Source organism: Streptomyces sp. NPDC048643 (genome assembly GCF_040650615.1).
In the GTDB taxonomy this organism is placed as follows: Bacteria; Actinomycetota; Actinomycetes; order Streptomycetales; family Streptomycetaceae; genus Streptomyces.
On record NZ_JBEZHO010000058.1, the window covers coordinates 16,206 to 40,709 of the forward strand.

General features: G+C 72.7%; 24 protein-coding genes. 12 read left to right on the forward strand and 12 right to left on the reverse strand.

The window, feature by feature from the left end:
* Positions 1–125: 125 nt before the first annotated feature.
* Positions 126–1,142, forward strand: a complete 1,017-nt coding sequence (locus tag AB0C62_RS36225) for a zinc-binding alcohol dehydrogenase family protein (RefSeq protein ID WP_362980666.1) — start codon at positions 126–128, stop codon at positions 1,140–1,142.
* 116 nt (positions 1,143–1,258) lie between these two features.
* Here the strand turns inward: AB0C62_RS36225 and AB0C62_RS36230 are convergent, their stop codons facing one another.
* On the reverse strand, positions 1,259–1,654 hold the full coding sequence (locus AB0C62_RS36230; RefSeq protein ID WP_362980599.1) for a nitroreductase/quinone reductase family protein: 396 nt from the start codon (positions 1,652–1,654) through the stop codon (positions 1,259–1,261).
* Positions 1,655–1,846: 192 nt separating this feature from the next.
* Here AB0C62_RS36230 and AB0C62_RS36235 point away from each other — a divergent pair, with 192 nt between their 5' ends.
* Complete coding sequence (locus AB0C62_RS36235) at positions 1,847–3,634, forward strand: ABC transporter ATP-binding protein (RefSeq protein ID WP_362980601.1); 1,788 nt, start codon at positions 1,847–1,849, stop codon at positions 3,632–3,634.
* A gap of 85 nt (positions 3,635–3,719) precedes the next feature.
* On the opposite strand, the gene AB0C62_RS36240 is transcribed toward AB0C62_RS36235, so the two are convergent.
* Positions 3,720–4,202, reverse strand: coding sequence for a VOC family protein (locus AB0C62_RS36240; protein ID WP_362980603.1), 483 nt, complete (start codon positions 4,200–4,202; stop codon positions 3,720–3,722).
* Positions 4,203–4,412: 210 nt separating this feature from the next.
* Here AB0C62_RS36240 and AB0C62_RS36245 point away from each other — a divergent pair, with 210 nt between their 5' ends.
* From AB0C62_RS36245 to AB0C62_RS36255, 3 genes are all read left to right on the forward strand, one after another.
* On the forward strand, positions 4,413–5,627 hold the full coding sequence (locus tag AB0C62_RS36245) for an epoxide hydrolase (protein ID WP_362980605.1): 1,215 nt from the start codon (positions 4,413–4,415) through the stop codon (positions 5,625–5,627).
* 171 nt (positions 5,628–5,798) lie between these two features.
* Entirely contained in the window at positions 5,799–6,452 is a 654-nt protein-coding gene (locus AB0C62_RS36250) for an ATP-dependent Clp protease proteolytic subunit (RefSeq protein ID WP_362980607.1), read from the forward strand.
* Between the two features lies 1 nt (position 6,453).
* Positions 6,454–7,056, forward strand: coding sequence for an ATP-dependent Clp protease proteolytic subunit (locus AB0C62_RS36255; RefSeq protein ID WP_362980609.1), 603 nt, complete (start codon positions 6,454–6,456; stop codon positions 7,054–7,056).
* A gap of 26 nt (positions 7,057–7,082) precedes the next feature.
* Here AB0C62_RS36255 and AB0C62_RS36260 read toward each other — a convergent pair whose 3' ends face one another.
* Positions 7,083–7,580 carry a helix-turn-helix transcriptional regulator gene (locus AB0C62_RS36260; protein ID WP_362980611.1) on the reverse strand — a complete coding sequence of 166 codons (498 nt, stop codon included), beginning with the start codon at positions 7,578–7,580 and terminating at the stop codon, positions 7,083–7,085.
* 125 nt (positions 7,581–7,705) lie between these two features.
* Entirely contained in the window at positions 7,706–9,082 is a 1,377-nt protein-coding gene (locus AB0C62_RS36265) for a DUF6777 domain-containing protein (protein ID WP_362980613.1), read from the reverse strand.
* Positions 9,083–9,255: 173 nt separating this feature from the next.
* Here AB0C62_RS36265 and AB0C62_RS36270 point away from each other — a divergent pair, with 173 nt between their 5' ends.
* On the forward strand, positions 9,256–10,548 hold the full coding sequence (locus AB0C62_RS36270) for a streptophobe family protein (RefSeq protein ID WP_362980615.1): 1,293 nt from the start codon (positions 9,256–9,258) through the stop codon (positions 10,546–10,548).
* Between the two features lie 82 nt (positions 10,549–10,630).
* Here AB0C62_RS36270 and AB0C62_RS36275 read toward each other — a convergent pair whose 3' ends face one another.
* The 4 genes from AB0C62_RS36275 to AB0C62_RS36290 form a co-directional block, all read right to left on the reverse strand.
* Entirely contained in the window at positions 10,631–11,638 is a 1,008-nt protein-coding gene (locus AB0C62_RS36275) for a serine/threonine-protein kinase (RefSeq protein ID WP_362980617.1), read from the reverse strand.
* 34 nt (positions 11,639–11,672) lie between these two features.
* On the reverse strand, positions 11,673–12,911 hold the full coding sequence (locus tag AB0C62_RS36280; protein WP_362980619.1) for a hypothetical protein: 1,239 nt from the start codon (positions 12,909–12,911) through the stop codon (positions 11,673–11,675).
* 6 nt (positions 12,912–12,917) lie between these two features.
* Positions 12,918–15,260, reverse strand: coding sequence for an FHA domain-containing protein (locus tag AB0C62_RS36285; RefSeq protein WP_362980621.1), 2,343 nt, complete (start codon positions 15,258–15,260; stop codon positions 12,918–12,920).
* A gap of 68 nt (positions 15,261–15,328) precedes the next feature.
* The gene (locus AB0C62_RS36290) at positions 15,329–15,739 is read right to left on the reverse strand and encodes a hypothetical protein (RefSeq protein ID WP_081222735.1); all 411 of its coding nucleotides are present in this window, start codon (positions 15,737–15,739) and stop codon (positions 15,329–15,331) included.
* Between the two features lie 368 nt (positions 15,740–16,107).
* Here AB0C62_RS36290 and AB0C62_RS36295 point away from each other — a divergent pair, with 368 nt between their 5' ends.
* Positions 16,108–16,485: a nuclear transport factor 2 family protein gene (locus AB0C62_RS36295; RefSeq protein ID WP_362980623.1), complete on the forward strand. Its 378-nt coding sequence runs from the start codon at positions 16,108–16,110 to the stop codon at positions 16,483–16,485.
* A gap of 116 nt (positions 16,486–16,601) precedes the next feature.
* Positions 16,602–16,889 (forward strand): DUF1905 domain-containing protein, encoded by a 288-nt coding sequence (locus tag AB0C62_RS36300; RefSeq protein WP_362980625.1) that lies wholly within the window; start codon positions 16,602–16,604, stop codon positions 16,887–16,889.
* On the opposite strand, the gene AB0C62_RS36305 is transcribed toward AB0C62_RS36300, so the two are convergent.
* A complete protein-coding gene (locus tag AB0C62_RS36305) occupies positions 16,879–17,832 on the reverse strand; it encodes an AraC family transcriptional regulator (protein WP_362980627.1) in 954 nt (317 codons plus the stop codon). The two genes, AB0C62_RS36300 and AB0C62_RS36305, sit on opposite strands and share 11 nt — an antisense overlap.
* A 109-nt stretch (positions 17,833–17,941) precedes the next feature.
* Here AB0C62_RS36305 and AB0C62_RS36310 point away from each other — a divergent pair, with 109 nt between their 5' ends.
* Complete coding sequence (locus AB0C62_RS36310) at positions 17,942–18,931, forward strand: oxidoreductase (protein WP_266853310.1); 990 nt, start codon at positions 17,942–17,944, stop codon at positions 18,929–18,931.
* A 79-nt stretch (positions 18,932–19,010) separates the two neighbouring features.
* Here the strand turns inward: AB0C62_RS36310 and mgrA are convergent, their stop codons facing one another.
* Complete coding sequence (gene mgrA / locus AB0C62_RS36315; RefSeq protein ID WP_362980668.1) at positions 19,011–20,003, reverse strand: L-glyceraldehyde 3-phosphate reductase; 993 nt, start codon at positions 20,001–20,003, stop codon at positions 19,011–19,013.
* Positions 20,004–20,186: 183 nt separating this feature from the next.
* On the opposite strand from mgrA, the gene AB0C62_RS36320 reads away from it, so the two are divergent.
* Together AB0C62_RS36320 and AB0C62_RS36325 are read left to right on the forward strand one after the other, a co-directional pair.
* A complete protein-coding gene (locus AB0C62_RS36320; protein WP_362980630.1) occupies positions 20,187–21,080 on the forward strand; it encodes a LysR family transcriptional regulator in 894 nt (297 codons plus the stop codon).
* Positions 21,081–21,410: 330 nt separating this feature from the next.
* Positions 21,411–21,920 (forward strand): DUF664 domain-containing protein, encoded by a 510-nt coding sequence (locus tag AB0C62_RS36325; RefSeq protein ID WP_362980632.1) that lies wholly within the window; start codon positions 21,411–21,413, stop codon positions 21,918–21,920.
* Here AB0C62_RS36325 and AB0C62_RS36330 read toward each other — a convergent pair.
* Positions 21,908–22,972 (reverse strand): adenosine deaminase, encoded by a 1,065-nt coding sequence (locus tag AB0C62_RS36330; RefSeq protein WP_362980634.1) that lies wholly within the window; start codon positions 22,970–22,972, stop codon positions 21,908–21,910. The genes AB0C62_RS36325 and AB0C62_RS36330 overlap by 13 nt on opposite strands.
* Before the next feature lie 70 nt (positions 22,973–23,042).
* Positions 23,043–23,435: a VOC family protein gene (locus AB0C62_RS36335; protein ID WP_362980636.1), complete on the reverse strand. Its 393-nt coding sequence runs from the start codon at positions 23,433–23,435 to the stop codon at positions 23,043–23,045.
* A gap of 361 nt (positions 23,436–23,796) precedes the next feature.
* Here AB0C62_RS36335 and AB0C62_RS36340 point away from each other — a divergent pair, with 361 nt between their 5' ends.
* Positions 23,797–24,504 carry a dienelactone hydrolase family protein gene (locus AB0C62_RS36340; RefSeq protein ID WP_362980638.1) on the forward strand — a complete coding sequence of 236 codons (708 nt, stop codon included), beginning with the start codon at positions 23,797–23,799 and terminating at the stop codon, positions 24,502–24,504.

Genomic DNA, 24,504 nt, shown 5'->3' on the forward strand with positions numbered 1-24,504 from the left:
TCGATGAACGCTTCCGCAGTTCACGCTAGCCAGGCTTCGCCCGGGTCGCGCGCCGAGCGGCGGGCGCTGCACGAGACTGGACGGGAGGGGTGGTCGAGGTCGTCGACGGGACGGGGTGCACGATGATGCGGGCGTGGGAAGTGACCCGGCCGGGGCCGGTCGAGGGCGAGCCGCTGCGGCTGGTCGAGAAGCCGGTGCCGGTGCCCGGGCCGGGCGAACTCCTGGTGCGGGTCAGCGCCTGCGGGGTGTGCCGCACCGATCTGCACGTCACCGAGGGCGACCTGCCCGTGCACCGTTCCGGGGTGACACCTGGCCACGAGGTCGTCGGTGTGGTGGCGGGGACGGGCCCCGGGGCCCGCGGCTTCGCGCCCGGCGACCGGGTGGGCGTCGCCTGGCTGCGGCGCACGGACGGCACGTGCGCCTACTGCGTCCGCGGCGCCGAGAACCTCTGCCCGGCGTCCGAGTACACCGGCTGGGACGCCGACGGCGGATACGCGGAGTACACGACGGTGCCGGCCGACTTCGCCCACCGGCTGCCCGAGGGCGTCGACGACGTGGCCCCGGCCCCGCTGCTGTGCGCGGGCATCATCGGGTACCGGGCGCTGCGCAGGGCCGCACTGCCGCCGGGTGGCCGGCTCGGGCTGTACGGCTTCGGTGGCAGCGCCCACCTCTGCGCGCAGCTCGCGCTCGCCGAGGGCGCCACCGTGCACGTCCTGACGCGGGATCCCGCGGCGCGACGGCTGGCGCTCGCGCTGGGGGCGGCGTCGGCGCGCGGCGCGTACGACGAACCGCCCGAGCGCCTCGACAGCGCGATCCTCTTCGCACCGGTCGGTGACCTGGTGCCGGTCGCGCTGCGCGCGCTGGACCGGGGCGGTGTCCTGTCGGTGGCGGGCATCCACCTGAGCGACGTGCCGCCGTTGCGCTACGAGAGCGACCTCTTCTACGAGAAGGAGCTGCGCAGCGTCACCTCCAACACGCGTGAGGACGGCCGCGCGTTCCTTTCGCTCGCCGCCCGGCACGGCGTGCGGGCCACGACGCACGTCTATCCGCTGTCGCGTGCCCCGGAGGCGCTGCGGGACCTCAAGGCGGGCCGTTTCGACGGCGCGGCGGTGCTGGTGAACGATGCTCCGCCGCGGCCCTGAGCCTGCGGGGCGTCACCGCCGGCGGCGCGCGAACCCGGGTGCCGGCGGATCGTGTCCGCCCCTCGGCGCTCCCCCGCACGGGGGGCGCTCGGGAATCCGGCTCGCCCCGCGCGTCCTCAGTCGGCGAGGTCGACGCGCACCGTGGTGAGACCGGTGCCGAACAACCGGACGGCGGCGCTGTTGAACCGGGGCAGGCTCCTCAGCCGGGCTCGGGCGTCGTCGTCGTGCAGCACGTGGGCGGTGCCGGCGTACCAGCGTCCCCCGACGCGGATCCGGACGCGCGGATCGGCCTGGAGGTTGCGGACGTACTGCGACCGGTCGCCGTACTCGGAGACGAACCAGAACTGCCGGTCGACGAGTCGGCCCCCGACCGGTGTCCGGCGGGGCAGGCCAGAGGTCCGGCCGGTGGTCTCGACGAGCGTCTGCAGCGGCAGCCGCCTGAGTCCGGGATTGGCGATCCGTCGCTGGAACGCCGTGACCGTCCGGTACTTCAGCTCGTGGAAACGCGACATGTGTGGTCCTCCCCTGGGCCGTCGCTCACCATTCTGCGGGCCACCGGCACCACGGCACCCGTCCCGGTGACATGGTGCCGGATGTTCTCCGCCCGGCGTCCCGCACCGGCCCCGGTGTCGCACGTGTACTCCGGGACCCGTCTGGGGAGAGAGCGCTTGCTCCCTACTCGGCCACTGGAGGGGACACCGCCGATGGCGTCGTCCGAGAGACCGCTCGATCACCGCTACCGGGGCGAGCACCCGGTCCGCACCCTCGCCTACCTGTTCCGCGCCGACCGCGCCCGACTCGCGGTGGCGTTCCTCGTCTTCACCGTCAAGCACAGCCCGCTGTGGCTGCTGCCGCTGATCACCGCGACCGTCATCGACACGGTCGTCCAGCATGGGCCGGTCACCCGGATCTGGGTGAGCGCCGGGGGCATCCTCCTCATCCTGCTGGTCAACATCCCGATGCACCTGCTGTACGTCCGGCTGCTCTACGGCAGCGTGCGCCGCATGGGCACGGACCTGCGCTCGGCGCTGTGCACCCGGATGCAGCAGCTGTCCATCGGCTACCACTCGCGGGTCAGCGCGGGAGTCCTCCAGGCCAAGGTGATCCGCGACGTGGAGACCGTGGAACAGATGGTGCAGCAGACCGCCGAGACCGGACTCGGCGCGCTCACCGTGCTCACGGGCGGTCTCGTCGTCATCGCCGTGCGCACACCCGAGTTCGTGCCCGTCTTCCTGTGCGTGGTGCCGGTCGCCGCCCTGCTGGTGGCCCGGCTGCGGACAAGGCTGCGCAGCCAGAACGAGCACTTCCGGCACGAGGTCGAGCATCTGTCCTCGCGAGTGACGGAGATGACCCGGCTGATACCCGTCACCCGGGCCCACGGTCTGGAGGGGAAGGCGCTGCGCCGGGTCGACGGCACACTGCGCCAGGTACTCAGTTCCGGGCTGCGCCTCGACCTGCTCAACGGCCGGTTCGCATCGCTGGCCTGGGTGTTCCTGAACGCCGTCGGCGTCCTCTTCCTGACGGGCGCGGCGCTGGTGTCGTACTACGGGTACTGGAGTGTGACGCCCGGCGACGTGGTGATGCTCAGTGCCTTCCTGACCACGCTCACCACCTCCACGACGACCCTCGCGGGGCTCGCGCCGGTCATCACCAAGGGCCTGGAGTCGGTGCGTTCGGTCGGCGAGGTGCTCCAGGCCCCCGAACTGGAGGACAACGAGGGCAAGTCGGAGGTCGTCTCGGTGCGGGGCGCGGTGGTTTTCGAGGGCGTGGGCCACACCTATTCGGAGGGTCCGGGGCGCGGTCACGAGGAAGGGCGGCCCGCCGTACGGGACTTCACTCTCACGGTCGCTCCCGGGGAGACCGTCGCACTGGTGGGTGCCTCGGGCGCGGGCAAGTCCACCGTGCTCAATCTGGTCATCGGGTTCATCCGCCCCACCTCGGGCCGGCTGTTGCTCGACGGCACCGACATGGCCGGCCTGGACCTGCGGACCTACCGGCGTTTCGTGTCGGTCGTGCCGCAGGAGTCGATCCTCTTCGACGGCACGGTCCGCGAGAACGTCGCCTACGGCATGGACGACGCCGGCGACGACGCCGTGCGCGCGGCTCTGCGCGACGCCAACGCGCTGGAGTTCGTGGACCGGCTGCCGCAGGGCCTCGACACCCTGGTGGGCGAACACGGGGCCCGGCTGTCCGGGGGCCAGCGGCAGCGGCTCGCCATCGCGCGGGCACTGATCCGTGATCCCCGGGTCCTCCTCCTCGACGAGGCGACCTCCGCCCTCGACACCCACTCCGAGGCGCTCGTCCAGCAGGCGCTGGCACGGCTGGTGCGGGGCCGCACCACGTTCGTCGTGGCGCACCGCCTGTCCACCGTCCAGGGCGCCGACCGCATCGTGGTCATGGACGACGGGGCGATCCGGGAGGTCGGTTCCCACGAGGATCTGATCCGCCGGGGTGGCGCGTACACGGCGCTGCACTCGGGACAGCTCGCGTGACCCGCGCGGGGGCGCCGTCCGCCGGCGCCCCCGGTCGGGGCCGCTGCGGCCGCCGTCGCCGCCAAGGCATCTCGACGGGCCGCGGCTACTCCCCCGCGTACACCCTCTCCAGGGCCGCGATGTCCAGCTTGGACATCTGGAGCATCGCCCGGGTCGTGCGGGCCGCCTTCTGCGGGTCCGGGTCGGCGATGAGGTCGATGAGCCGGGCGGGGACGACCTGCCAGGACAGGCCGTACTTGTCCTTGACCCAGCCGCAGGGGCCGGCCTCGCCGCCGTCCCCGATGAACCGGTTCCAGTAGTGGTCGACCTCCTCCTGGTCGGCGCAGTGGATCTGGAAGGAGATCGCCTCGTCGAACGTGAACTGGGGCCCGCCGTTGATCGCGACGAACTTCTGGCCGTTGGCCACGAACTCGGCGGCCAGCACGGAACCCGCGGGACCGGGCCCCGCCTCCGTGTAGCGGCCGATCCTGCCGAGTTCGGAGTTCTTGAAGACCGAGACGTAGTAGTGGGCTGCCTCCTCGGCCTGGCCGTCGAACCACAGACTCGTGGTGAAACCGTCGGCGGGCATGCGTACCTCCTCGGGCGGAAAACGTCGTCACTACTGTCGACCGATCCTCGTCCGAAAACTCATCTGCCGCGCGGGCGCGTATTCACCCGGGGCACGGACGGCCGCCTCGCCCGCCGCCCTCCACCGCCCGCGTACGGTGCCGTCATCGGGGGCCCGACGAGGCAAAACCTCTTGCCCGACGAGCCTCGGCGGGAGTTAGCATCCGCGGACATGAACCTCACCGACGCCCCCGACGTCCCCCACGTCCCCGGTCTCCGCCCCTTCCGCCTCGACGTCCCGCAGAGCGAACTGGACGACCTGCACCAGCGCCTCGACCGCACCCGCTGGCCCGACGAACTCCCCGGGGTCGGCTGGGCCTACGGGGTTCCGCGGGACTATCTTCAAGAACTCGTCCGGTACTGGCGGCACGACTACGACTGGCGGGCGGCCGAGGCGCGCCTCAACGCGTGGCCGCAGTTCACCACCGAGATCGACGGTGCCCGCGTGCACTTCGCGCACATCCGGTCGCCGGAGCCCGACGCGACCCCGCTGATCATCACCCACGGCTGGCCGGGGTCGATCGTCGAATTCACCGACATCGTCGGACCGTTGACCGATCCGCGTGCCCACGGCGGCGATCCGGCCGACGCCTTCCACCTGGTCCTGCCGAGCATTCCCGGATTCGGGCTCTCCGGGCCGACCCGCGACACCGGCTGGGAGTTCACCCGGGTCGCCGCCGCGTTCGCCACCCTCATGGAGCGCCTGGGCTACCGGCGCTACGGCGCGCAGGGCGGCGACTGGGGCGGGGCCGTCTCGCGCGAGTTGGGGCGCGTCCACCCCGAGCGGCTGATCGGCGTCCACCTCAACCTGCTGCCCGGCTCGTCCGCCACGGTGGAACCGACCGCCGGGGAACTCGCCGCGCTCAGCCCCGAGGAGTGCGAGCGCACGCTCGTCTCCTGGCGTCGGGGCCGGGACTGGAACCGTGAGGAGGCCGGCTACGCGGCGATCCAGGCGACCCGGCCCCAGACGCTCGCCTACGCCCTCACCGACTCGCCGGTCGGCCAACTGGCTTGGATCGCGGAGAAGTTCCGGCAGTGGACGGACTCGGGCGACCGCCCCGAGGACGCCGTGGACCGGGACCTGCTGCTCACCGACGTGATGCTGTACTGGCTGACCGGCACGGCCGGTTCGTCCGCGCGGATCTACTACGAGCGGGCCCACGCGGACTACTGGGGCAAGCCGCCCGAGCCGTCGGCCGCGCCGACCGCCCTCGCCGTCTTCCCCGAGGAGAACTTCGTCCCGCTGCGCCATGTCGCGGAGCGGACCGACCGGATCGTCCGCTGGACCGAGTTCGACCGGGGCGGTCACTTCGCCGCGATGGAGGAGCCGGACCTGCTCGTCGCGGACGTCCGGGCCTTCTTCGGCGAGCTGCGCGCGACCTCCTGAGTGGCCGGGCCGGCCGCCCGACCGGGGCCCTGACCTGCTGATACCCGTGTCGCGCCGGGCGGCTCTGCCGTCGGCGAATCTGCCGTGGGCCGAGAAAGGGGCTCCGGCGACGCGGGCGGGTCAAGAGTGGAGTGAGCGGCGAAGCCCGTCGCGTCACGACCAGGAGGAACCATGACGCCACTCGTCACCGGCCGGTCCCCGGCCCTCGCTCCACGGGCCGAGGAGGGCGACACCCCCGCCACCCGTTTCGACGACCATCTCGCCGCGCAGTTGCTGGCGCAGCGGATCGTCCTCCTCGGCACCCAGGTCGACGAGGTCTCCGCGAACCGGGTCTGCGCCCAGCTCCTCCTGCTGTCCGCGGAGGACGCGCGCACCGACATCGCCCTGTACATCAACAGCCCCGGTGGTTCGGTGACCGCGGGGCTCGCCATCTACGACACCATGCGGCTCGTCCCGAACGACGTCTCCACCCTCGTCATGGGATTCGCCGCGAGCATGGGGCAGTTCCTGCTCAGTGTGGGGACGCACGGCAAGCGCTTCGCGCTGCCGAACGCCCGGATCATGATGCACCAGCCCTCCGCGGGCATCGGCGGCACCACCGCCGACATCGAGATCCAGGCGCAGAACCTGGAGTTCACCAAGCGGGCCATCGAACGCATCACCGCGGAACACACCGGCCAGAGCGAGGAGACGATCTCGCGGGACGGCGACCGCGACCGCTGGTTCACGGCCGAACAGGCCAGGGAGTACGGCATGGTGGACCGGGTGGTGGAGTCGCTCGAGGACGTCCGCCCTGCCGCGTCACGACGACGGATGGGGCTCTGACATGGGGACGTACACGATTCCGAACGTCGTCGAGCGGACCCCGCAGGGCGAGCGGTCGTACGACGTGTTCAGCCGGCTGCTGTCCGAGCGGATCATCTTTCTCGGCACGGAGATCGACGACGGCGTCGCCAACGTCGTCATCGCGCAACTCCTCCATCTGGAGTCGGCGAGCCCGGAGAGCGAGATCGCCATCTACATCAACTCACCGGGTGGCTCGTTCACTTCGCTCATGGCGATCTACGACACGATGACGTTCGTGCAGGCGCCGATCTCCACGTTCTGTGTCGGGCAGGCCGCCTCGACGGCCGCGGTGCTGCTGGCCGGGGGCGATCCCGGACGACGGTTCGTGCTGGAGCACGCGCGCGTCCTGCTCGGTCAGCCGGCGAGCGGCGGCCGTCAGGGCACCGTGTCCGACCTCAGCCTCCAGGCCAAGGAGATGCTCCGGATCCGCTCGCAGGTCGAGGAGGTCCTGGCGCGCCACACGCACCACGACGCCGCCACCCTGCGCGCGGACATGGACCGCGACAAGTTCTTCACCGCGTACGAGGCGGTGGAGTACGGGCTCGCGGACGAGGTGCTGAGCCGCAGGCTCGCCCTGATCTGACCCCGGGTCGTCCGGGGTCGTGGACGTCAGGCGGCGATGCACATGCCGTCGTGGCGGGAGGTCGGGGCGGAGCGCCCCCGGCCGGACACGGTCCCGGGCGCCGGACGGCGGGTCAGCTCCCGCTGGGCCAGTGACAGCAGGTCGTCGAGGCCGAGGCCGAGGGCGCGCGCGGCGGCCGCGAGCACTTCGGAGGAGGCCTCCTTGCGGCCGCGCTCCAGTTCCGAGAGATAGGGCATGGAAATGCGGGCCGCGTCTGCCACGTCCTTGAGCGTGCGCTCCTGCGCCAGCCGCTCGCGGCGCAGGACGTCCCCGACGAGGTCGCGCCACAGCGGTTCCTTGGCCGGCGGGCCCGCCGGGACGGGCCGCGGCGCGTGGAGCGGCCAGGGCTCCCGGGGTGTCCGGACCGGGACGTCGGCCGTGGCCGGGTTCCGGGCGGACGCCGCGGCCCCGGCCGTGTTCGGGGTCCTGGCCGCAGCCGGACGCAGCGGGATGACGCGGGCTTCGTTCGGCACGTGGTCGCTCACCCCTCCAGCCTAGGAGCGCAGGGCCGTACGGGAAGGGATCGGCGTTGCGCTCTCGGTGAATCCGGCGCTCCGTCGGTCCTTTCGGCGACGGGCGAGCCGCTCCGGGTGCCGGGGCGGGCCACCGCTCAGAGCTCCGGGGAGAGGCCCGACGCCCTGGGCGCACCGCCGGTCGTGGTGGAGGACGAGAGGTCCGAGGAGGCCGACGAGGAGTGGGTGGTCAGGTCGTCGGAGGCCGAGCCGGACGCCGGGGCGGACTCCGTCGCCGTGGACGGAGGCTCGCTCGACGGGGTCTTCGGCGCCTCCGAGGACGGGGACGACGAAGGCGTCGAGGGCGACGAGCTGCCCGGCGACGCGGACGACGGCGGGCACGAGTCCCCCGCGCCGCACGGGGACGCGGACGTCGACTCGCTCACCGACGGCGAGGGGCTCTCCGGCGGACGGGTCTTCTCGTCGCGGTGCGTGTCGGCGCCCTTGTGCCGGGCGATCCACTCGTTGCTGTCGGGGTCGAAGATGACGAACACGTCGATGACCGTCTTCGAGGGCGCGACGACCACGACGTTCTGCGGCCGGTAGCCCGGCCAGGTGTCACCGGTCGGCTTCGGCGTGCCCTTCTGCGGAACCGGCGCGAGGAGCGGGTTGCCGCACGCGCAGCGCACCCGGGGCACCCCGTGCGCGTCCACCAGGACGGCCGTCCCGGCCTGGAGGACGGCCTGGTAGCTGGTGGGGGCGCCGGCACGGTAGCCGTGGTTGGTCACGCGGGTGTCCATGCGCAGCTGTACGGGGGTCAGGGAGCGCAGGTAGGCGGGGACCGCGGACGGCTGGATGCCCTCCACGGAGGCGAACGCCTTGTTCTTCGCCGGGTCCGCGTCGAGTGCGCTGATCTGCTTCTCCACGTCGCAGCTCGCGACGTTGCGGGTGCCGCCGTAGAGGCCGGGCGCGGAGCCGCTCACGGCGCGGGTCACGTTCGCGGGTTCCGAGGAGCCCGAGGCGGTCGGGGTCTGCGGTTCGGTGGAACTGTCCTTCGCGGTCGACTCGGTGAACGGGTCGGGCCCCGTCTTGTCCGCGGCCTGCAGGAAGACCTCGCTGCCGGCGTTCTGCGTCTTCCCCGTTCCCCCGCCGCCGCTTCCGCCGTCGCTGCCGGTGAAGACGATGCCGAGGATCACCGCGGCCGCGACGACGCCGGTGATGAGCGCGACGCGCGGCGCCGACTTCCACCAGGGTCGGCCGGGTCCGCCGCCCTTGCCGTCCGGCCCGGGAGCTCCGTCGCCCGGTCCGGAGGGACCGCTCGTGCCGCCGGCTCCCGAATCGCCCGACCCGGGCCCACCGGATCCGGGACCGCCCGCTCCGCCGCCCGCGCCGGAGGCGCCGCTGGGCGGTCCGGACGGCGGGGTGCCGCTGGGCCGAGTGGGGGTCGGCTCGGAGGGACCTGGCTGCGAGGGGCCCGACAGCGGCCCCGAGGGCGGGCCGGTGGGGCGGCCGGACGACGGCGGTTCGACGCTCACGAGCTCCTCTTCCCGGTGGAGGGGGCGCCACGGCGCTGACGCGATATGTACCGTTGTACGCCGACTTGTTCCACGACGACCCCATTGTGTGCTCCGGTGCGGCGGCGCCCGCAAGCTGACGCGGTCGGCCCTCCCGAGGGGCGGAGCGTGCCACGGCTGCTTAGCGTGGCACCGTGAGCCACCAGACGCCGTCCGACCAGCCAGTCGACCGCCGAGCCGCGCGTCCGGCCGCCCGACACGGATGGCTCCAGGCCCTCGTGGCCGTGCTGGCGGGTCTGATCGCCATGGGGGTGGTCGCCGCCCTCGGGCTGTGGGCGTCCGGCGCCACCGACCTTCCCGACAACGCCTACCCGCGGGTGATCGCGGCCACGGTCGTGACCGCGGTCGGCGGCACCATCGCGTTCACCGGGGACGCCGGGGCGATCGCCGACACCAAGGCCGGTCTGACGGTGATTCCGCTGTCGGTGACCCTGGTCGGCGCCCTCGTGCTCGCGGCGGGGTTCCTGCGGCCCTTGCGGCACCGTGCCGTCGCCGGGACGACGGAACTCGCCGGATGGGCCGGGCGGATCGCCCTCCTGTGGGTGCTCGCCCTGGTCGGCCTCGCCCTCGCGGCCCGCCAGGACTTCACCGTGTCCCTCGGCGACGGCACCATCGGGGCGATCGGCGACCTGTTCGGCGCGACACCGAAGGTCGGCTTCAAGGCGGAGACGGGCCCGACCATCGGGTTCGGGCTGCTGTGGCTGGTGGGCGTGTTCGTGATCGCCCTGCTCGTCTCGCGCGGCGCTCCGCTGCCCGCGCGCCTGCTGCGCTTCCAGGAGTCGGTGCGCCCGGCCGCGTACGCCATGGTGATGCTGCTGCTCACCTGCGTCGGTATCGGCGTGGTCGTCGGGCTGGTGGTCGCGGCGACCCGCGGTCATGTGTCCGAGACGTTCGCCGTGCTGCTCCTCGGTCTGCCGAACCTCGTCTGGCTCGCGTTCACGATCGGGCTGGGGGCCACCTGGAACGGGCGCGTGGACGGGCCGTTCGGCCTGCCGATGCCGCGACTGCTCGACGAGGTGCTGCGCACCCCGGACGTCTCCACGCTCAACCTGCACAGCCTGGCCGAGCACGACGGCCGGGTCTGGTGGCTGGTGGTGGTCGACGCGGTACTGCTGCTCGGCGCGGCCTTCCTGATGGCGGCCCGCTCTCCGGCCCGGACGCGGGCCTGGCAGCACGCGGTGCACCTGGCGGTCGCGCTGGTGCTCACCGTCCTCATGATCTGTCTCGTCGGCCGACTCTCGGCGCACTACGGCCTGTCGATCCTCGGCCTCGGTGACATCGGCGGCGGCCTGAACGGGGAGATCTTCCTGAAACCCCAGGTGTGGGGTGCCCTCGGGTTCGCCGTGCTGTGGGGGCTCGTCGCCGGTCTCCTCGGCGCGCTCCTGGCCAAGGGAGTTCGCCGCAGGGGTGAGGTCGCGCCCCGCTGACACCGACGCGGCCCCGCCGGCTCCACGCCGCCGGACGGGCGGCGGAGGGCGCGCGGCGGACGGGTCGGACGGGTCGGACGGGTCAGGAGTGGAACACCGGCCTGGCCCACTCCGGCGGTTCCGGAGGCGGCCCGGGTGGCCCGCCTGTGGAAGGGGGCCCTGTGCGGGTACGCGGCCATGCGCCGTCGCCGGTCGCCTCGCCGTGGGCGGCGATCCGCAGCGCGCTCACGAAGCCGAGACAGGAGTCGTAACGGTCGTCGGGGCTCTTGGCCAGCGCCTTCGCGAGGACGGCGTCGACCGTGTCCGGGATGTCGCGGCGCTTCGTGGTCAGGGCCGGCGGTTCGTCGTACTGGTGGGCCCACAGCAGCGCCATGTCGTCGTCGCGCTGGAACGGCGGCCGGCCGGCCATCGTCTCGTAGACGACGCAGCCGAGGCTGTACACGTCGCAGCGTCCGTCGACGGGCTTGCCGGAGATCTGTTCCGGCGCCACGTAGTCGAGGGTGCCGACGAACTGGCCCACGCTGGTGAACCCGGTCAGCGACAGCGACTTCTTCGTCAGCCCGAAGTCCGTGAGGTAGACGTGCTCGGGGTGGTCGCTGTCGGTGCCCTGGGCGACCAGGATGTTGCCCGGTTTCACGTCCCGGTGGACGAGTCCGTGGTCGTGGGCCGCGTCGAGCGCCGAGGCGACCTGGAGGGCGATCCGGGCGGCCACCGTCACGGACAACGGCCCCTCGCGGTCGAGGAGATGACGCAGGTCGCGGCCCGCGACGTAGCGCATGGCGATGTAGAGGACGCCATCCGTCTCGCCCGCCTCGAAGACCGGCACGATGTGCGGATGGTCGATCGCCGCCGCCACGCGCGACTCATGGGTGAACCGGCCGCGGAAGGTGTCGTTGCGGGCGAGTTCGGGGGCGAGGAGCTTGAGGGCGACCGTTCGGTCCAGGCGCAGGTCCTTGGCCTGGTAGACGACGGCCATCCCGCCGCGGCCGATCTCCCGCTCGATGCGGTAGTCCGCGATGCGGCGGCCGATCAGGTCGGACGGCCGTCCCGCGAACGGGCTGGTCTCGCGCCGGGACCCCTCGTCGTCCATCAGCCGTCACCGCCCGCGCGCCCGGCGCCGGCCATCAGGGCCGGCCCCCGTCGTCGTCGAAGGTGACCACACGGGTGGGTTCGTGCCCGCCCGGTGCGGCTTCCGGCACCGCCCGGGTCTCCTCCTCCTCACGCTCACGGGCCCGCCGCCGCTCCCGCTCGTCGTCCCGGTCCGCGACCTGTCCGCGCTCGGATTCGCGGTCCGCGACCTGCGTGGGCTCGGGCGCCCCGCCCCGGCCCACGAGCCGCGTGGGCTCAGGCTCCTGGCCCTGGCCCCGGTCCCGCTCACGTTCCCCGTACCCGCCCGCCGTGGGCGCCGGCTCCCCGCCCCGGCCGACGAGCCGCGTGGGCTCGGGCTCCTGGCCCTGGCCCTGGTCCTGGTCACCTTCCCCGTACCCGCCCTCGGTGGGCTCCGGTTCCTGACCCACGAGCCGCGTGGGCTCGGGCGCCCCGCCCCGGCCCACGAGCCGCGTGGGCTCCTGGCCCTGGCCCTGGTCCTGGTCACCTTCCCCGTACCCGCCCTCGGTGGGCTCCGGTTCCTGACCCACGAGCCGCGTGGGCTCAGGCTCCTGGCCTTGGCCCCGGTCCCGTTCACGCCCCCGGTCCGCGGCCTGCTCGGGGCCGGGTTCCGGGCCCGTGACCCGCGGGGCCTCAGGTTCGCGTCCCTGTTCCCGGGGCTCGCCGGGTGGTTGATGTCCCTCTCGCGGTCCGGCGCTTGCCGGACCGCCCTGTTCCTGCTCCGGTGCCCGGGGCTCGGGGGCCTGCTCGGGCGGGACGGGCGGTGACGTGGTCGGGGTGCGCTCGGCCGCGAACGTGCTCAGCCGTGCCCCGTCGCAGTACACCCACCGCTCGTGCTCGGCGTCGTACAGCCACATCGACTCGCCGTCGACGACGACACCGATCCGCCGCCCCTGCGTCCGGGTGCGGAAGGTCTCTCCGTCGAGCTGTCCGGCGGCCAGTTCCTCGGCGGCCCCGCGGTACTCCGTGAGCGCTTCCTCCACCCGCGCCAACAGCGGGCGCGGGTCGGCCGTCCGCGCGGGCGGTCCGGTCGCGTCGGGCGGCACCTGCGGTACGCCGATGAGCAGTCGTCCGTCGACCCAGGCGGACCACCCGTTCGCGCAGACCACCCGCCCCCAGTCGCCGAGGCGGTCGACGAGTTGGACGGGGAGCAGCGCGTCCAGCGGGACCGTGGGCCGGGAGGGGTCCGGTGTCTCCCAGGCGGGCAGCCCGTCCTGCGGCACGACGTGCGTGGGGCGGAAGGCGGGGCTCGTCATCGGCGCCTACTTCCGCATGACGGCGGGCTCGTGCCGTCGCAGCAGTCGGGCGACCAGGTAGCCGAAGACGACGGAGAGCACGACCAGCATGCCCATGTTGAGCAGCCAGACGCCCGTCGAGTGCTTGAACAGCGGGTCACCGGTCAGCTCGCCGGGGACGATACGGGAGAGGCCGATGGTCCCCGCCATGGCGCCCAGGGCCCATCGCGAGGGCACCAGCCAGGCCAACTGCTCGATTCCGGGCACGCCGTGCAGTTTCAGCAGAGCTCCGCAGAACACCACCTGGACGATGGCGAGCAGCACCAGCAGCGGCATCGTCACCTCCTCCTTGCGCACCAGGGCGGAGACGAGGAGGCCCAGCATCATCGCGGTGAAGGCGAGCAGGGCCACGGCCAGGGTGATCTCGACGAGCGGGGGCATCAGGACCCCCTCACCGCCGGGCGCGTTGAGATCGACGCCGAACAGGGCGACGAGGGTGAGCACGACGGCCTGGAGCACGGTGATGGTGCCGAGAACGACGACCTTGGACATCAGGTACGCCGATCTGGACAGGCCGACGGCCCGTTCTCGCTGGTAGATGACGCGTTCCTTGACCAGTTCGCGTACGGCGTTGGCCGCGCCGGTGAGGACTCCGCCGACGCACAGGATGAGCAGCGCGTTCATCGCCGTCTCCTGGGTCAGCTTGCCGCCGGCCAGGGCACGCGCCATCGCGCCCATCACGAAGGGCAGCGCGATCATGATGGCGAGGAACGTCCGGTCGGCACCGAGCGCGGCGGCGTAGCGGCGGACCAGGGTGCGCAGCTGGGAGCCCCAGCTCTGGGCCTTGGGCGGCGGCCCGACCACGGCGCCGCCGGTGTCCTCCGCGCGGCGCGGCTGCGAGCTGGAGTTGTCGATGTACTGGCGGTGGAACGGCGAGTCCCGGTACTCCGTCGCCCAATCCCGGTCCGTGTCGCGCTCGAAGGCCTCGAATGCCTCGGGCCACTGCCGGTAGCCGAAGAAGGCGAGGGTGTCGTCCGGCGGACCGTAGTAGGCGACCTTGCCGCCGGGCGCGAGCACCAGGAGACGGTCGCAGACGTCGAGGCTGAGCACGCTGTGGGTGACGACGATGACCGTGCGGCCGTCGTCGGCGAGCCCGCGCAGCATGTGCATCACCGAGCGGTCCATGCCGGGGTCGAGGCCGGAGGTCGGCTCGTCGAGGAAGAGCAGGGACGGCTTGGTCAGAAGTTCCAGGGCGACGCTGACGCGCTTGCGCTGACCGCCCGAGAGACTGTGGATGGGCTGGTCCACCCGCTGTTCCAGGCCCAGTTCGCCGATCACCTCGTCGACCCTCGCCCGGCGTTCGGCCTTGGCCGTGTCCTGCGGGAAGCGCAGTTCGGCGGCGTAGCCGAGAGCCCGTCGGACGGTCAGCTGGGCGTGCAGGATGTCGTCCTGCGGGACGAGGCCGATGCGCTGGCGCAGCTCGGCGTAGTCGCGGTAGAGGTCGCGGCCGTCGTAGAGGACGGTGCCGTGGTCGGCGGGCCGCTGGCCGGTGAGCGCGTTCAGGAGGGTCGACTTGCCCGCACCGCTCGGGCCGACGACCGCAAGGAGGCATTTCTCGCCGACGGGAAACGACACCTGGTCCAGGAGCGTCTTGCGGCCCCGGTCCACCTCGACGGTGAGGTCCTGCACGTCGAGGGAGACTTCGCCGCTGTCGACGTACTCCTGGAGCTCGTCGCCGACGAGACAGAACGCGGAGTGTCCTATGCCCACGATGTCACCCGGAGTGACCGGGGCGCGGGCGACGGGCTGGCCGTTGAGGAACGTGCCGTTGTGGCTGCCGAGGTCGACGATCTCGTACGTCCCGTCGGGGCTCGCCAGCAACTCGGCGTGGTTCCGGGAGACGATCAGGTCGTCGACGACGAGATCGTTGTCGCCTCCGCGGCCGATCCGGACGGTGCGGGACGGCAGGGGCCGTACGGTCGTGGGCTGCCGGAAGGTGCCGGTGGCGGCGGGTGCGGAGACGGCTGAGGGGCGTTCGGCGACAGGGGGCGGCCGGCCCACGAGGACGGCGCGGGGGCCGTCGGCGGGACTGCCGAAGCGGATGACGCTGCCTGGTCCGACGCCCCATTCGTGGATGCGCCGGCCGTCGGCGTAGGTGCCGTTCGTACTGTTCTCGTCCTCCAGCGTCCAGTGGCCGGAGTCGGGGCGCAGCACGGCGTGGTGCCACGAGACCCGGACGTCGTCGATCACGACGTCGCAGAGGGGATCACGGCCGACGTGGTAGTCGTGACCCGGACTCATGACCGTCGAGCCCGTCTCGGTTTCGAGGACGAGCTCGGGTGCGGACGCCGCGACGGACCTCTCTGCCATGCCTGAATTCTAGCTATTCGCCCACATGTGCGCCTGATCTGCGCGGGCCGGTGGAACCACGCCGAGGGTCAGGCCGCGGAAACGCCGAGCGCCGCGGCGGTGCGGTGCATGCGCAGGGCGTCCACCGACTCGGCGAGCAGTTCGTACTCCGTGGTGTCGTCGCTGGTGGAGACGCGGACGAGCTTCCCCGCCGCCAACTCCTCTGCCACCAGCTCCTGTTGGGACGTGTCGCCGCACCAGGCACGCAGCATGGTGGGAACGTCCGGAACGCTTTCGCCCACGGGCGCGATCGAGTTGGGCGGGAACGTGGGGTCCTCGGGCTGCGGGTCGAGCCGTTCGGCCATCCAGGCCGCCCGGTCCCGCATCCACCACAGGGCGAGGGCCAGCGTGGGGGCGCGATAGGTACCGAGGGGTACACCGACGCGCTGACCTCCGCATACTCCGTACGCGGTGACGTGGCACAGGAATTCGTCGTGCACGATCGTTCCCCCATAGGCGTCGCTCGTCGCCGGTCCGGCCTCGCTTTCAGTGCGGCTCATGTGCAGTGCACCGTGAGGGTGCGAGGGCGTGGCTGAATCGCCCTGTTAATTGAGTATCGCCACTACTGACACTCTGTCACCATGTGATTCCAGCCAGTCTCTTGGCATATTCAGCATGGCTCATGGCCGAAAGGGCACCGGCACACTTCCGGTCCGCACGGCGGCCGGCGGACGGGCCATTACCCGCGGGGTAATCGACGCTCCGGGCGGCGCCCGGCAGGGTGGTCGCATCGCGTCCCGGAGCGGCACGAAGGCCCGGAACGCGGATCCCGACCATGGATACGTCCCTCGATGGAGGCTGGTTCACCATGTCCGCGAACTCCGACCGCTACGAGACCGCCGTCACCCGCTACCTGGAGGCCTGGAACACCGGTGAACCCGACGCGCTGGCCAAGGCGGTCGCCGCCGCCTGGACCGCTGACGGCCGCTACACCGACCCGCTCGCCGACGTCAGCGGGCACGAGCAGATCGCGGCCGTGATCGCCGCCGCGCACGAGCAGTTCCCCGGATTCGCCTTCCGGCTGCTCGGCACGGTGGACGGGCACCACGACACGGCGCGGTTCGGCTGGGAGCTGGTCGCCGAGGCCGACGGCTCGGCACCCGTCGCCGGCTTCGACGTCGTCGTCCTGGACGACGAGGACCGGATCCGCAGTGTGCACGGTTTCCTGGACCGCGTACCGGCCTGAGTCGCCGTACCACTGCGCGGGCACGGGTGTCGGCAGGGGCGCCGCGGCCTCCCGCGATGAGTTTTCGCCGGTCCGGTGGTCTCTTGAGGAGAGGACCACCGGACCGGGAGGACCACATGAACACGGTGAGCAAGGTCGACGCGGAGTTCACGGCGGTGCTGCGGAAGAGCCCCGAGAAGGGCGGCTGGACCTACGTCGTCTGGCCCGAGTCCGTGGCGTTCTTCGGGACCCGCGGACTGGTCAAGGTCGGCGGCACGATCGACGGGACGCCGTTTCGCAGTTCGTTCATGGCACTCGGCGACGGCACCCACAAGCTGCCGGTCAAGGCCGACGTGCGCCGGGCGATCGGGAAGGAGGAGGGCGACACCGTGACCGTGCGCCTGGAGGAGCGGCTCACCGCGTAGCGACCGTGTCCGCGCCGCCGGCGACCGCCGCGCGGGCGGCGTCCCGGTACCGGCGCGGGGCGACGCCGGTGGTGCGCTTGAAGGCGTTGCTGAACGCGCTCTCGGAGGTGTACCCGACCTGCTGGGCGAGCGCCGCGACGGGCGTGCCGCCCTCTCGCAGGGCGCGCGCGGCCAGACTCATCCGCCAGTTCAGCAGGTAGGTCAGGGGCGGCACCCCGACGGCCGCCTTGAAGCGCAGGGCGAACGTGGTCCGGGACATCGCCGCCGCCCGGGCGAGTTCCTCCAGCTGCCAGGGCCGTCCCGGATCGGCGTGCAGGAGGCGCAGGGCCGGGGCGAGGCCGTCGTCGGCCAGCCCGCGCAGCCAGCCCGCCGGCAGGCCCGGCGTGTCGTCGAGGCAGACCCGCAGCACCTGGACGAGGACGAGCTGGGCCAGCTGGTCCGCGGCGAAGTCGGCGCCCGCCCGGCCCGCGGTCATCTCCGCGAGGAGCTGCCCGACCAGCCAGCTCAGGACCGGCGCCTCGGCCTCGGAGGCACGCAGCCGGATCAGCGGCGGCAGGGCCGCGCGCAGCAGGTCGCCGCTGTCCCGGCTGAGGTCGATGTGGCCGGAGACGGCGACGAAGTCGTCCCCGTCGCCCAGGTGTGCCATGCGACTACCGGGGTCCACGACCACGTCGGCCGACCGCACCGGTTCCAGTCCGGGATCGCTGCACAGGACGTACGAACGCCGTCCGTCGGTGACGACGACGTCGCCCGCCTCGATCCGCAGGACCTCGCCGCCGTCCTCGGCGACCAGCAGGCAGCTGCCGCGGACGACCGCGTTGATCTTGAGCTTGTCCCGCCCTCTCAGCCGGATGGACCAGTCGCCTCCGGCCGTGAACCCGCCCGAGAAGACACAGCGGGCGTCGGCCACCGCCAGGGCGTCGGAAAGGGGATCGGCAGACATACCTGAACTATCGCGCAAGTATCGCGGACTCTCAAGCATTCATCGTCCCGATCGACGGATCTACGGTGGACGGGACAGCTCGGAGAACGCCCACGCGAGGAGACATCCCATGACCACCGCACAACAGCCCCTGCACTCCGGTTTCGGCCCCGCGTCCACCGCCGAGGAGGTCGTGGCCGGCATCGACCTGACCGGCCGGGTCGCGATCGTCACCGGCGGCTACTCGGGCATCGGCCTGGAAACGGTCCGCGTGCTGCGCGCCGCCGGGGCCGAGGTCGTCGTACCGGCCCGGGACCCCGCACGGGCCGCCGCCGCGCTGGAGGGGACCGACGGGGTCGAGGTCGTGGAGATGGACCTGAATGCCCCGGCGTCGGTGGACGCCTTCGCGGAAGGGTTCCTGGCCTCCGGACGCCCCCTGCATCTGCTCGTGGCGAGCGCCGGGATCATGGCGACACCGCTGACCCGGGACGCGCGGGGGTACGAGGCACAGTTCGCGACCAACCACCTGGGCCACTTCCAGCTGGTGTCCCGGCTGTGGCCCGCCCTGCGCGCGGCCGAGGGCGCCCGCGTGGTCGTGGTCTCCTCGCGCGGCCACCGCTTCTCCCCCGTCGACCTCGACGACCCGAACTTCGAGCACACCCCGTACGAGCCGTTCGTCGCGTACGGAAGGTCGAAGTCCGCCAACGCCCTGTTCGCCGTCGAGCTGGACCGGCGCGGCCGGGCGGAGGGCGTACGGGCCTTCGCCGTGCACCCGGGCACCATCGTCGACACCGGACTGGCGAAGCACCTCTCCGAGGACGCGCTCCGGGCGGCCGGTGCCGTCGAGGAGGACGGGACGCCCGTTCGGGACAGCGCCCGGCAGCTGAAGACCGTCCCGCAGGGCGCGGCGACCAGCGTGTGGTGCGCGACCAGTCCCCTGCTGGACGGGCTGGGCGGGGTCTACTGCGAGAACTGCGACATCAGCCCGCTCGTGCCCGAGGAGGACCGGGACGGCTGGCTGCGCGACGAGAAGGCACCGGCAGGCGTCCTCGCGTACGCGGTCGACCCCGAGCAGGCCGCCCGGCTCTGGGAGCTCAGTGAGCGACTGACGGCCCGCTGACCTCCGAGGGCCCGACGGCCCGGCACCCGGCCGGACCGCGGGCCGGCCGTGCGGCCACCCTCACCCGGCCCCGCGTCGTCTACTGCTTGACCAGCTCGTCGATCCGGGCCAGCTCGTCCGCGCCGAACTCCAGGTTGCCGATGGCCGCGACGCTGTCCTCCAGCTGCCGCGGGCTGCTCGCGCCGATCAGGGCCGAGGTCACCCGGCCGCCGCGCAGCACCCAGGCGAGGGCCAGCTGGGCCAGCGACTGGCCGCGCGAGGCGGCGATCTCGTTCAGGGTGCGCAGCCGGCCCACGAGCTCCTCGGTGACCGTGTCCGCGCTCAGGAACGGGCTGTCGCTCGCGGCCCGCGAGTCCTCCGGGATGCCGTCGAGGTAACGGCCGGTGAGCAGCCCCTGCTCCAGCGGCGAGTAGGCGATGGAGCCCACCTGCAGCTCGTCGAGCGTGTCCAGCAGGCCCTCGTCCTCGGGACGCCGGTCGAGCATCGAGTAGCGCGGCTGGTGGATGAGCAGCGGGGTGCCCAGCTCGGCCAGGATGCGGGCGGCCTCGCGGGTCTGCTCGGCCGAGTAGTTGGAGACGCCGACGTACAGCGCCTTGCCCTGCTGGACCGCCGTGTGCAGCGCGCCCATCGTCTCCTCCAGGGGAGTCTCCGGGTCGGGGCGGTGCGAGTAGAAGATGTCGACGTAGTCGAGGCCGAGGCGGCCGAGGCTCTGGTCGAGCGAGGACAGCAGGTACTTGCGCGAGCCCCATTCGCCGTACGGGCCCGGCCACATCAGGTAGCCGGCCTTCGTGGAGACGACCAGCTCGTCGCGGTGGTGCGCGAAGTCGGCCTTCAGGGCGTCACCGAGGGCGGACTCGGCGACTCCGGGCGGCGGCCCGTAGTTGTTCGCCAGGTCGAAGTGGGTGACGCCCAGGTCGAAGGCGCGGCGCAGGATCGCGCGCTGGGTCTCCGCCGGCCGGTCCGGGCCGAAGTTGTGCCACAGGCCGAGCGACAGCGCGGGGAGCTTCAGACCGCTGCGTCCGGTGCGCCGGTAGGGCATGTCCGCGTAACGGTCGGGGTCGGGGGTGTACAACGCGTACTCCTGGGGGCCGGGGAAACAGGCCTCCACTCTCGCGCGCGCCCCGGGCATCGGTCCAACGGGAGGATCGGATGGGATTGAGCGCTCCCGTCGCTCAATCGGTGCCGGCCCCGGGCCCAGGGGGCCGGTCCGGATCGGTCCGGGACACCGGCGCACGGCCGTCTACCCTTGTGCCCCATGGAACTGCGCCACCTACAGCACTTCGTCGCCGTCGCCGAGGACCAGCACTTCACCCGGGCGGCCGAGCGGCTGATGGTGTCGCAGTCGGGTCTGTCGTCGTCGATCCGCGCGCTGGAGCGCGAGCTCCAGGCGCCCCTGTTCGTCCGCACCACCCGCCGGGTCACCCTCACGGAGGCCGGGCGCGCCCTGCTCGTCGAGGCGGAGCGGATCCTCGCCCAGGTCCGCTCGGCGCACGACGCCGTGGCCGCCGTGCAGGGCGTGCTGCGCGGCACGCTCTCCCTGGGCACCGAACAGTGCATCGCGGGCGTTCACTGCGCGACCCTGCTCGCCGCGTTCCGGCGGCGGCACCCGGACGTCGAGATCCGGCTCCGCCAGGCGGGTTCCGAGGCGCTGGCCGAGGAGGTCGCGGCGGGCCGCCTGGACCTGGCGTTCGCGGTGCGGACCCGGGCCGACTCCGACCAGCTGCGGTCCGTGCCGCTGACGACCGAACCGATGACCGTGCTGTGCCATCCGGAACACGGCCTCGCGACCGCCGCCGTGGTGACGCCCGAGGAACTGGGCGGGGAGGACTTCGTCGACTTCCACCCGGACTGGGGCCCGCGGCGCACCACGGACGCGGCGTTCGCGGCGGCGGGGGTGCAGCGGACGGTGGCCCTGGAGGTCAACGACGTGCACAGCCTCCTGGAGCTCGTCCACGAGGGCCTCGGCATCGCCGTCGTACCCCGCCACTTCGGCCTCAAGCGCGAGGCCGACGGCCTCACCGCCCTGCCGTTCAAGGGCACGACGGAGACCTCGTACGAGACCGTCGCCATGTTGCCGCCGCCGGAGGCCACCAGCCCCGCCGCCCGCGCCCTCATGGCACTTCTCGACACCCCTGGACAGGAAGGCTGACCCCACCTCGGTCCGGGACCCGGCACTCCTGACCCGCCGCTGCCGCCGTGGCGGCAGCCTCGTGGACGACCTTAACGAACTGCCGGGCGGGAGTGCGGAGTTGAGAACGGCCGCTTCCTGCGCGGCGGCCCCGACGTCCTCGGCCCTGAGGACCCACGCGCCCACCACGGGATGCTCGGCGCGGGTATGGCGCACGGGGGTGGGGCTGCGCACGGGGTACGGCTTCCACGGGAGCTGGATCCCGGCCGCGTGAACGGCGGGAGGGCCGGGTGCCCCGCGACTCCCGGCCTTCCGGACGCAGAGAGGGGCCCGATGCGCGATGGTGGACCCATGCATGCAAAGGACATCCTCATCGACGCGTTCGGCCGCATCCAGGAAGAAGTCCACGCCACCGTCGAGGGCCTCCAGCCGGAGGACCTCAACGCCCGCCCCGGCGAGACGGCCAACTCGATCTCCTGGCTGATCTGGCATCTCACCCGCGTCCAGGACGACCATGTCGCCGACGCCGCCGGAACGGAGCAGGTCTGGCTGACCGGGGACTGGTCGAAGCGGTTCGGGCTCGACCTGCCCCGCGGGGACACCGGATACGGTCACACCGCCGCGAAGGTCGCCCGGGTCCGGGTGGAGTCGGGCGAGCTGCTGACCGGCTACCACGACGCCGTCCACGAGCGGACGCTCGAGTTCGTCGGCGGCCTGGCCGCCAAGGACCTGGAGCGCGTCGTGGACGAGCGCTGGGACCCGGTGGTCACCCTGGGCGTGCGCCTGGTCAGCGTCCTGTCCGACGATCTCCAGCACGTCGGACAGGCCGCCTACGTCCGCGGTCTGGTTCAGCGGGCGTAGCCCGGGAGCACGACGTCCTCGATGAGCGCCTTGCGCTCGTCGTGGGGGATGAACGCGCTCTTGACCGCGTTCACCGTGACCGTGCGCAGGTCGTCGATGCCCCAGCCCGCCTCCTCGACGAGGAGCGCCATCTCGCGCGTCATCGTCGTGCCCGACACCAGACGGTTGTCGGTGTTGAGGGTCACGCGGAAGCCCAGGTCGCGCAGCGCGGTGATGGGGTGCTCGGCGATCGAACGGGCGGCGCCCGTCTGGAGGTTGGAGGTGGGGCACATCTCCAGTGCGATACGGCGGTCGCGGACCCAGCCGGCGAGACGGCCGAGCTTGCCGTCCACGATGTCCTCGGTGATCCGGACGCCATGGCCAATGCGCTGGGCGCCGCACACCTGGAGCGCCTGGTGGATGCTGGGCAGACCGTGCGCCTCACCGGCGTGGATGGTGAAGGGGACGCTCTCGCGTCGCAGGTGCTCGAAGGCGGCCAGGTGGTCGGCGGGCGGGAAGCCGTCCTCGGCGCCCGCGATGTCGAAGCCGACGACTCCGGCGTCCCGGAACGCCACGGCGAGGTCGGCGATCTCCCGCGTGCGGTCGAACATCCGCATCCCGCACAGCAGCGTGCCGACGCGCACCGGGGTGCCGGCCGCGGCGGCCTTGGCCATACCGGCCGCGAGCCCCTCCTGGACGGTCTCGACGACCTCGGGCAGGGTCAGCCCGCCGTTCACCATCAGCTCGGGCGCGTAGCGCACCTCGCCGTAGACGACACCGTCCTCGGCGAGGTCGAGGACGTACTCCTCGGCCGTGCGCAGCAGCCCCTCGCGGGACTGCATCACCGCGAGGGTGTGCTCGAAGGTGGCTATGTAGCGCACCAGGTCACCGGAGTTGGCGGCCTCGTAGTACCAGTCGGCCAGCTCCTGCGGGTCCGTGGTCGGCAGGGTGTGGCCGACGGTCTCCGCGAGCTCGACCAGGGTGGCCGGGCGCAGGCCGCCGTCGAGGTGGTCGTGCAGCACCGCCTTGGGCAGGCGGCGGATGGTGTCGATGTCGATGCGGGGCGCGGTCATGTGCGGTGTTCCTCGGAAGGTCGTTCGGAGCGGAAGGGTGCGGGAGGTGCGGGGAGGCGCCGGGGACGGGTCACTCGGCGGGCTGGAGCAGGTCCCAGCGGTTGCCGTACAGGTCCTGGAAGACGGCCACCGAGCCGTACGGCTCGTGGCGGGGCTCCTCCAGGAAGGTCACGCCGGCGGCGAGCATCCGGGCGTGGTCCCGGGCGAAGTCGTCGGTGTGCAGGAAGAAGCCGACGCGCCCGCCCGTCTGGTCGCCGACCCGGCCGCGCTGCGCGTCGTTCTTGGCGCGGGCCAGCAGCAGCCCGGTCCCGCCGTCGACGGTGCCGGGCTCGACGACGACCCAGCGGGAGCCGTCCGGCCGCGGGGTGTCCTCGACCAGGCGGAATCCGAGGGCTTCGGTGTAGTGGCGGATCGCCTCGTCGTAGTCGTCGACGACGAGGGTGACCAGGGCGATGCGTCGCATGGGACCTCTCCAGGGTTATACGTAACACGTAGCGTACGGCATCCCGTCAAGTGCTCCGGCGAGGCTCGGGAGGGGGCGGAGGGCGGTCTCCCCCGGCGCCGTCGCCCGGCGGCGGTCGAGGGCACCCGGTCCGCGTCGCCGACGGTGCCGCCCACCCCACCCCGCAGCGACGACCGAGTCTCGGTCCTCGCGGCGGCGACGGACCCCTCCCCCGTTGCCGGTGCAGCGCGTCGCCCCGGGCTCCGCCCCGGCCGTGCGGGCCGGGGGTCGGTGGCGCGGGCGCGCATGACAGGGTGGTGATCGACTCGGGGCCGGCCCGCCGCGCCCCGCCCGACGCCGTCCCCCACGGGAGTTGAGTGACATGTCCGAGCTGCCGCAGCCGACCGGATCCCCGGCCCACCAGAACGTGACGTTCCCCAGCGCGGGAGGCACCGCGCACGGCTATCTGGCGCTGCCGCCGTCGGGGCGCGGCCCCGGCGTGATCGTCATCCAGGAATGGTGGGGTCTGACCGACCACATCGCCGACGTCACCGACCGGCTGGCGGCCGAGGGCTTCGTGGCGCTCGCGCCGGACCTGTACGGCGGGAACGTCGCCCACGACAGCGAGGAGGCGTTCCGGATGATGCAGGAGCTGCCCGTCGCACGCGGTGTTGAGCTGCTCTCCGGGGCGGTCGACCACCTGCTGGGGTTGCGCGAGGTCACCTCGGACACGGTGGCGTCGGTGGGCTTCTGCATGGGCGGCGGCTTCGTCCTCCAGCAGGCCGCGGCCGACCCCCGGGTGAGCGCGGCCGTGCCGTTCTACGGGGTGATCCAGGGCGAGCTGCCCGACTTCTCGGGCCTCACCGCGCGGATCCTCGGCCACTACGGCGAAGAGGACAACTCCATCCCCCTGGAGAACCTGGACCGGCTCCGCGAGGCGATCGAGGCACAGTCGGGCATCGTTCCCGACCTGCGCGTCTACCCGGCCGGGCACGCCTTCTTCAACGACCGCCGGCCGACCCACGACGCGAAGTCCGCGGAGCAGGCGTGGAAGAGCACCCTGGCCTTCCTGCACGAGCAGTTGGGCTGA

Excerpts from the sequence above, each read along its gene's own strand:
- AB0C62_RS36285 (WP_362980621.1), bottom strand. The coding sequence starts at position 15,260 with ATGGCAGAGAGGTCCGTCGCGGCGTCCGCACCCGAGCTCGTCCTCGAA.
- AB0C62_RS36310 (WP_266853310.1), top strand. The coding sequence starts at position 17,942 with ATGACCACCGCACAACAGCCCCTGCACTCCGGTTTCGGCCCCGCGTCC.
- AB0C62_RS36275 (WP_362980617.1), bottom strand. The coding sequence starts at position 11,638 with ATGGACGACGAGGGGTCCCGGCGCGAGACCAGCCCGTTCGCGGGACGG.
- AB0C62_RS36235 (WP_362980601.1), top strand. The coding sequence starts at position 1,847 with ATGGCGTCGTCCGAGAGACCGCTCGATCACCGCTACCGGGGCGAGCAC.
- AB0C62_RS36225 (WP_362980666.1), top strand. The coding sequence starts at position 126 with ATGCGGGCGTGGGAAGTGACCCGGCCGGGGCCGGTCGAGGGCGAGCCG.
- AB0C62_RS36340 (WP_362980638.1), top strand. The coding sequence starts at position 23,797 with ATGTCCGAGCTGCCGCAGCCGACCGGATCCCCGGCCCACCAGAACGTG.
- AB0C62_RS36330 (WP_362980634.1), bottom strand. The coding sequence starts at position 22,972 with ATGACCGCGCCCCGCATCGACATCGACACCATCCGCCGCCTGCCCAAG.
- AB0C62_RS36230 (WP_362980599.1), bottom strand. The coding sequence starts at position 1,654 with ATGTCGCGTTTCCACGAGCTGAAGTACCGGACGGTCACGGCGTTCCAG.
- AB0C62_RS36335 (WP_362980636.1), bottom strand. The coding sequence starts at position 23,435 with ATGCGACGCATCGCCCTGGTCACCCTCGTCGTCGACGACTACGACGAG.
- AB0C62_RS36245 (WP_362980605.1), top strand. The coding sequence starts at position 4,413 with ATGAACCTCACCGACGCCCCCGACGTCCCCCACGTCCCCGGTCTCCGC.
- AB0C62_RS36325 (WP_362980632.1), top strand. The coding sequence starts at position 21,411 with ATGCATGCAAAGGACATCCTCATCGACGCGTTCGGCCGCATCCAGGAA.
- AB0C62_RS36320 (WP_362980630.1), top strand. The coding sequence starts at position 20,187 with ATGGAACTGCGCCACCTACAGCACTTCGTCGCCGTCGCCGAGGACCAG.
- AB0C62_RS36305 (WP_362980627.1), bottom strand. The coding sequence starts at position 17,832 with ATGTCTGCCGATCCCCTTTCCGACGCCCTGGCGGTGGCCGACGCCCGC.
- AB0C62_RS36240 (WP_362980603.1), bottom strand. The coding sequence starts at position 4,202 with ATGCCCGCCGACGGTTTCACCACGAGTCTGTGGTTCGACGGCCAGGCC.
- AB0C62_RS36250 (WP_362980607.1), top strand. The coding sequence starts at position 5,799 with ATGACGCCACTCGTCACCGGCCGGTCCCCGGCCCTCGCTCCACGGGCC.
- AB0C62_RS36295 (WP_362980623.1), top strand. The coding sequence starts at position 16,108 with ATGTCCGCGAACTCCGACCGCTACGAGACCGCCGTCACCCGCTACCTG.
- AB0C62_RS36300 (WP_362980625.1), top strand. The coding sequence starts at position 16,602 with ATGAACACGGTGAGCAAGGTCGACGCGGAGTTCACGGCGGTGCTGCGG.
- AB0C62_RS36255 (WP_362980609.1), top strand. The coding sequence starts at position 6,454 with ATGGGGACGTACACGATTCCGAACGTCGTCGAGCGGACCCCGCAGGGC.
- AB0C62_RS36280 (WP_362980619.1), bottom strand. The coding sequence starts at position 12,911 with ATGACGAGCCCCGCCTTCCGCCCCACGCACGTCGTGCCGCAGGACGGG.